At 77.6% G+C, this 6,221-nt stretch carries 2 protein-coding genes and 2 tRNA genes; 2 read left to right on the top strand and 2 right to left on the bottom strand.

Annotated elements, in window-relative coordinates; all coding sequences use genetic code 11:
- Positions 1 to 132: 132 nt before the first annotated feature.
- Both ACZ56B_RS26770 and ACZ56B_RS26765 read right to left on the bottom strand, forming a co-directional pair.
- A complete protein-coding gene (locus tag ACZ56B_RS26770; RefSeq protein WP_468795749.1) occupies positions 133 to 4,701 on the bottom strand; it encodes a PAS domain-containing protein in 4,569 nt (1,522 codons plus the stop codon).
- A gap of 259 nt (positions 4,702 to 4,960) precedes the next feature.
- Complete coding sequence (locus tag ACZ56B_RS26765; protein ID WP_468795746.1) at positions 4,961 to 5,470, bottom strand: SSI family serine proteinase inhibitor; 510 nt, start codon at positions 5,468 to 5,470, stop codon at positions 4,961 to 4,963.
- 199 nt (positions 5,471 to 5,669) lie between these two features.
- Here ACZ56B_RS26765 and ACZ56B_RS26760 point away from each other — a divergent pair.
- Positions 5,670 to 5,760: transfer RNA gene (locus ACZ56B_RS26760), tRNA-Ser, on the top strand.
- A gap of 194 nt (positions 5,761 to 5,954) precedes the next feature.
- Positions 5,955 to 6,027: transfer RNA gene (locus ACZ56B_RS26755), tRNA-Arg, on the top strand.
- Positions 6,028 to 6,221 lie beyond the last annotated feature (194 nt).

The raw sequence follows: 6,221 nt of genomic DNA, 5'->3' as shown, positions 1-6,221 counted from the left end.
GCCCCCATCCCGCCCGCCCCCCCCCCGACCCCCCCCCCCCCCCCCCCCCCCCCCCCCTCCCCCCCCCCCCCCCCCCCCGCACCCACCCCCCCCCCCCCCCCCCCCGGGCCGGCGGACGCGGGCGGTCCGGCCTCAGTTGGTGCCGATCCGCGCGAGCAGGTCGACGATCCGGGCCTGCACCTCGTCGTCGGTGGACCGCTCCGCGAGGAACAGCACCGTCTCGCCGGACGCCAGCCGCGGCAGGTCGGCCTGCTCGACGGCGGCGGTGTAGACGACCAGCGGGGTGCGGTTGAGCTGTCCGTTCGCCCGCAGCCAGTCGATGATCCCGGCGGGCCCGGCCTGACGCGGGTGCACCTGCATCAGGTCCAGCACCACCAGGTTCGGCCGGAACTGCCCCGCCAGCGCCACCGCGTCGGCGTCGCTCCCGGCCCGCGCCACCTGCATGCCGCGCCGCTCCAGCGTCGCGGTCAGCGCCAGCGCGATCTCCGCGTGCTCCTCGATCAGCAGCACCCGCGGCGGGTGCTGCTCGCTGTCCCGCGGCGCGAGCGCCTTCAGCAGGACGGCGGGATCGGCGCCGTAGGCCGCGTCCCGCGAGGCCTGCCCGAGTCCGGCCGTGACGAGCACCGGCACCTCGGCGGCCACCGCCGCCTGCCGCAGCGACTGCAGGGCCGTGCGGGTGATCGGACCGGTCAGCGGGTCCACGAACAGCGCGGCCGGGAACGCCGCGATCTGCGCGTCCACCTCCTCGCGCGAGTGCACGATCACCGGCCGGTAGCCGCGGTCGCTCAGCGCCTGCTGCGTGGAGACGTCCGGCGCGGGCCACACGAGCAGCCGGCGCGGGTTGTCCAGCGGCTCCGGCGGCAGCTCGTCGTCCATCGGCTGCGGACGCGGCGTGTCCGCCACCTCGACGGCCCCGCCCGGACCGTCCAGCGGCTCGGGTCCCTCGGCGGCGTCCGCGTCCGGCGCGCCGATCGCGTAGGAACGCCCGGTGCCCTCGGTGGCCGGCGCGAGCCGGGACTGCCCGGCGAGCGAGTGCTGGGGCTGGGCCGGCACCTGGGCGGGCGCGGGCTCGGCCGGCGGGTGCGGGCGCGCGCTCTGCCCGGTGTCCGCGGCCGCGTCGGGACGCGTGCCGAGCTTGCGGCGGCGGCCCGACCCGCCCGGCTGCTGCGGGGGCGGCGTGGCCGACGGCAGCGGCTGCTGGACCTGGGCGGCCTGCCGGTTGAACGGCACGCCCTGCCCCAGCGTCCGCACGCTGATCGCCCGCCCCTGGGTGGAGTTCGGATCCACCGGCGCCGCGGCCTCGGCGGGCAACGGCTGGGCGGCCCGCTGCACCGGTGCCGGCGCGCTCTCGGGGGGCAGCGGGGTGCCGGCGGAGGGTGTCGGCTGCGGCGGGACCGGGGGGGCGGGCGTGCCGGCGCCGGGGGCGTCGCCGGCGGCCGGCCACTGCTGCGGGGCCGGGGCGCCGTCCGGCGGGGTCCCCCGGACCGGGGGCGCCTCGGCGGGGAGCGGCTGGGCGACGGCCGGCTGCTCGGGGGCGGCGGGGGCGGCCCGGGTCTGGGCCGACGCCGGTGCGGGCGGCTGGGCCACCGGCACCTGCCCGGGCACGGGCGCGCCCTGCGGCGGAACGACCGGCGGGACGGCCGCTCCGTCCGGGGCGGCGGGGGCGCCCTGCGCCGGAACCGGAGCACCCTGAGCCGGGGCACCCTGAGCCGGAACCGGGCTCCCCTGCGCCGGAACCGGAGCACCCTGAGCCGGGACGGAAACGCCTCGGGCCGGAACCGGGGCACCCTGCGGCGGGAGGGCAGCGCCCTGCGCCGGAACCGGAGCGCCCTGCGGGGGCACGGGGGCGCCCTGCGGCGGGGCGGTCGTCACGTTCGGGGCGACGGGGGCGCCCTGCGGCGGAACCGGGGTCCCCTGCGCCGGAACCGGAACACCTTGCGGCGGGACCGGAGCGCCCTGTGGCGGGACCGGGGCCCCCTGCGGCGGGACGGCCGTCGCCTGCGGGGGCGCGGCCCCCCACTGTGCCGGAACGCCCTCCCCGGGAGCGCCCTGCACCGCACCCGCCTGGGCCGGTACCTGCACGGGCGGGGGTGAGGGCACGGACGGAGCCGGGGCCGCCCCGCCGTCCGCCGCCGGCTGGGCGGCGGCCCGCCGGCGGCGGCCCGTCGGCGCGCTGGTGGGGTGCGGCTGCGGCGGGGTGTGGTCGTCGGCCTGGTCGTGCGCGACGGCGTCGTGGCGCCCGTCGTCGGCCGGGGCGCCACCGGGCGCGGCCGGCTCGGCCCCGCTCGCGTGGGGCGCCGGGGCCCCCTGCGGGGCGGCGGCCCGGCCGATCACCTCGGCCTGCCCGGTCTGCCCGGGCTGCTCCGCCTGGTCCGCCTCGGCGGGCGGCAGCGCGAACACCGTACGGGGCGCGGCCTCCTGGGCCGCCGCGCGTTCGGTGGCGGCGGCCAGCGCGCGCCGGCGCCGTCCCGTCGGCTGCGGCTGTTCCTGGGCCTGCGGGAGCTGGAGCGCGTCGGCCGGCCCGTCGCCCCCGGGGGACGGCGCGGGCAGCGCGGGCGGCAGGGCCTGCTGCTCGCCGGACCCGTGCCGGGCGCGCCGCCCGGAGGACGCGGGCACCCCCTGCGGCGGTACGGTCCCGCCCAGCCCGGTGTTGGACGCGGCGGCCCCCGCAGCGTGCTCGGCGGCCGTGACGACGGCCCCCTCGGAGACCCCGGCACCGGCGTCCTCGGCCGGGCGGCCGCGCCGCCGCCCGGTGCCGCCGGAAGCCACCGCGTCCTCACCGGACTCCCGGGCCGGAGGCTGCGGCTGCGCGGGCTCGACGGCGGCGGCCGCCCGGCGCCTGCGCCGTCCGGTGGGCGCCGACGCCTCCGGGGCGGAGGCCTCGGGTGCGCCCGGCACCCCGCTCTCCAGGAAGGCGTCCACGGAGGCGCGCCGTGCCCGGCGCCGTCCACCGCCGGCGGCGGACGACGCGGTGTCACCGGCCGCAGCGGTCTCCTCGTCCGCCGGCGCGGCGGGCGCCTCGGTGGCCGGGACGGTCCCCGCCCCGCTCCCGATCGGCACTTCCAGGACGAACGCGCTGCCGCTCATCCCCGGCACCTCGTGCGTCTGCAGCACGCCGCCGTGCGCCCGGACGATCCCGCGCACGATCGGCTCGTGCACCGGGTCGCCGCCGCCGTACGGTCCGCGCACCTCGATGCGGACGACCTCGCCGCGCTGTGCCGCCGCGACCACGACCGTGTTGTCCAGGTACCCGCCCGTCGAGACGGGGGTGTTGCCGGTCGCGTCGACGCCCGCGACGTCCGCGACGAGGTGGGCGAGGGCGGTCGCGAGCAGCCGGGAGTCGACCTCGGCCTCGATGGGCGGCGCGTGCACGGCGAACTGCACCCGGCCGGGCCCGACGAGTTCCACGGCCCCGTCCACACCGGCGGCGACGACGGCGTCGAGCATCACCTTCGTCCGGGTGATGCCCTCGGTCCCGCTGTCGAGGCGCTGGTAGCCGAGGACGTTGTCGATGAGGGTGGTGATGCGGGAGTAGCCGGCCGACAGGTGGTGGAGCACCTGGTTGGCCTCGGGCCACAGCTGTCCGGCGTCGTCCGCGGCCAGCGCGGCCAGCTCGCGGCGCAGTTCCTCCAGCGGTCCCCGCAGGGACTGCCCGAGCAGGGTGAGCAGCTGTTCGTGACGGGCGGCGAGGGCCTCGTAGCGGTCCTTCTCCCGTTCGCCGAGGGCGGCGTACCGCTCCTCGTTCGCGGCGAGCTGCTCCGCGTGCTGCTCGCGCAGCTCCTCCACCTCGGTGACGTGGCTCTGGCGCAGGGCGGTGAGCTCGGAACCGTGCTCCTCGGCGAGGCGCTCCAGTTCCTCGGCGTGCCGCCGCTCGGCCTCCTCCTTCTCCTTGACGAGCGCGTCGTAGGGGCGCCGGTCGAGGAAGGTCATGACGGCGCCGACGAGCTGGTCGCCGTCGCGCACCGGCGCGGTGGTCAGGTCGACCGGGACCTTGTCGCCGCTCTTGGCGTACAGCACCTGCCCGCGCACCCGGTGCTTGCGCCCGGAGCGCAGGGTGTCGGCGAGCGGGGACTCGTCGTAGGGGAAGGGGGAGCCGTCGGCGCGCGAGTGCAGGACGAGGGTGTGCAGTTCGCGTCCGCCGAGCTCGCCGGCCCGGTACCCCAGTATCTGGGCGGCGGCCGGGTTCACCAGGACGATCCGGCCGTCGGTGTCGGTCCCCACGACGCCCTCGGACGCGGCCCGCAGGATCATCTCGGTCTGCCGCTGCGACCGCGCCAGCTCCGCCTCGGTGTCGACGGTGCCGGAGAGGTCGCGGACGACGAGCATCAGCAGCTCGTCGCCGGTGTAGCCGTGGCTGTCGTAGGCCTGCTGGCCGTTCTCCAGGTTCGCACTGGTGACCTCGACCGGGAACTCGCTCCCGTCGGTCCGCCGGGCGATCATCCGCGTCGGCTTGGTCCGTGCCCGGGGGTCGAGGTGGTCGGGGCGCCGCATGGACCCCGGAATGAGCTTGGAGTCGAACTGCGGCAGCAGGTCCAGCAGTCCGCGCCCCACCAGGGCCGTGCCCGGGGTCTCGAAGGCCTCCAGGGCGATGGTGTTCGCGTTGACGACGGTCCCGTTGGCGTTGACCAGCACCAGGGCGTCGGGAAGCGCGTCCAGTATGGCTGCGAGGCGAGCAGCGCCTCGGGATGGCCTGCTGCTCACGAGACGCTTCCTCCCTGTTACCGCGACGTGCCGACCGCTCGGGCCATCTTGCCAACCTGCCCGCAACGTGTCACGCGAGGGAGTCTAAGGGCTGGGATTGCGCTCGCGACGCCGGATGAGACGGAGACCGCACGGGAAGTGACGGCGGTGTGACGCCCGGATCGCCCGAAACGCGCCCCGGCCTGCGCCGACGCCGTCCGAACCTTCGCAGGACCTTTACCTCTTCCGTGCCCCGGCCCGGGGGCGTGCCCCGCCCCGCTCACGGCCGCCCCGCGGAGCGCACCGCGGGCAGCAGCGGCACGAGCCGGTCCCAGCGGGCGATCGCGCACCCGTTCCCGCGGTCGAACACCGCGTCGACGGGGCGCCCGGCCCAGGTGCCGGTGACGCGGGCGGTGGCCGGTCCGCCGTACTGCAGGGTGCAGGCGGCGTCCCGCCGCACCGGGGCGAAGGCGTCCTCCCCCCACCGGGTGCCCCGGTCGACGGCGGCACAGGCCCCGGCGGGGTCGGGGTGGCTGCCGCCGCTGGGCCGGCAGCGCAGCCGGTACGTCCCGTCCGCCCCGTCGCCCGCGTCGCGCACGGTGACGGTGAGGCGGTCGCCGCCCGGCGGCACGTCGCGGGCGTACGACGCCGGGGCCGCGGACAGCGAGACGAGGGCGGAGAGGACGGCGGCGCCGGCGAGGATCCGGCGCGGCGCGGGGCGGGCGGCCCGGGAGGCGGACCCGTGGACGTGGTGGGCGTCGTGGACGCCGGGAAGGATGACCTGCAGCATGCCCTGGTCAACGCGCGAGGGCACGGGACGTTGCGCGGACGTCCCACGGACGGCGCGCCACGACGGTCTTCCGGTGGGAAGGGCTTTGCCCTGCGGGCTCCCGGCCTAGTACCGTGGGGGGCGATTGGTGACGGGCCGCGCGGCTGTGTCATCATCGGCACGCACCACCCGCTCGCGCTCGCGCGGAAGGGTGTGGCGGGGAGGCGTCGCCTAGTCCGGTCTATGGCGCCGCACTGCTAATGCGGTTTGGGCCTTAAAGCCCATCGAGGGTTCAAATCCCTCCGCCTCCGCCCCGATACGAAGCCCCGGTCTGTTGGCCGGGGCTTCGTCATTGCCGCCCCGTCAGGGCTCTCGGCCGTGTTTCCGCAGGTCACAAGGGGTAGGGCAAACGGATTTCACATGGCGGCGGCAGTCATGTAATGTTCTTCCTGTCGCCGCGAGAGGGCCGGAAGGTCCGGGAGCGGCGAGAAAAATGAAGAAACAGGCACTCGTAGCTTAACGGATAGAGCATCTGACTACGGATCAGAAGGTTGCAGGTTCGAATCCTGCCGAGTGCGCAGCACGCCGGAGGCCCCGGGGATCATTCCCCGGGGCCTCCGGCGTTTCGTCCTGTCCGTGGTGTCCGGCGGCAGCCGCCCCGCCGGTCCGGCCGCCTCGTCCGCGGTGGGCACGGCGGCCCTGAGCGGGTGCGTGCCGGGGTCCGGGGTGGCACCGGGCTCCTTCCGTGCCTCCTCCTCGGCGGCGGGCCCGG

Source organism: Streptomyces sp. NPDC034670 (assembly GCF_055574875.1).
Note: the sequence above shows the minus strand (reverse complement) of the source record. Positions and strands in the feature narration are given on the sequence as shown.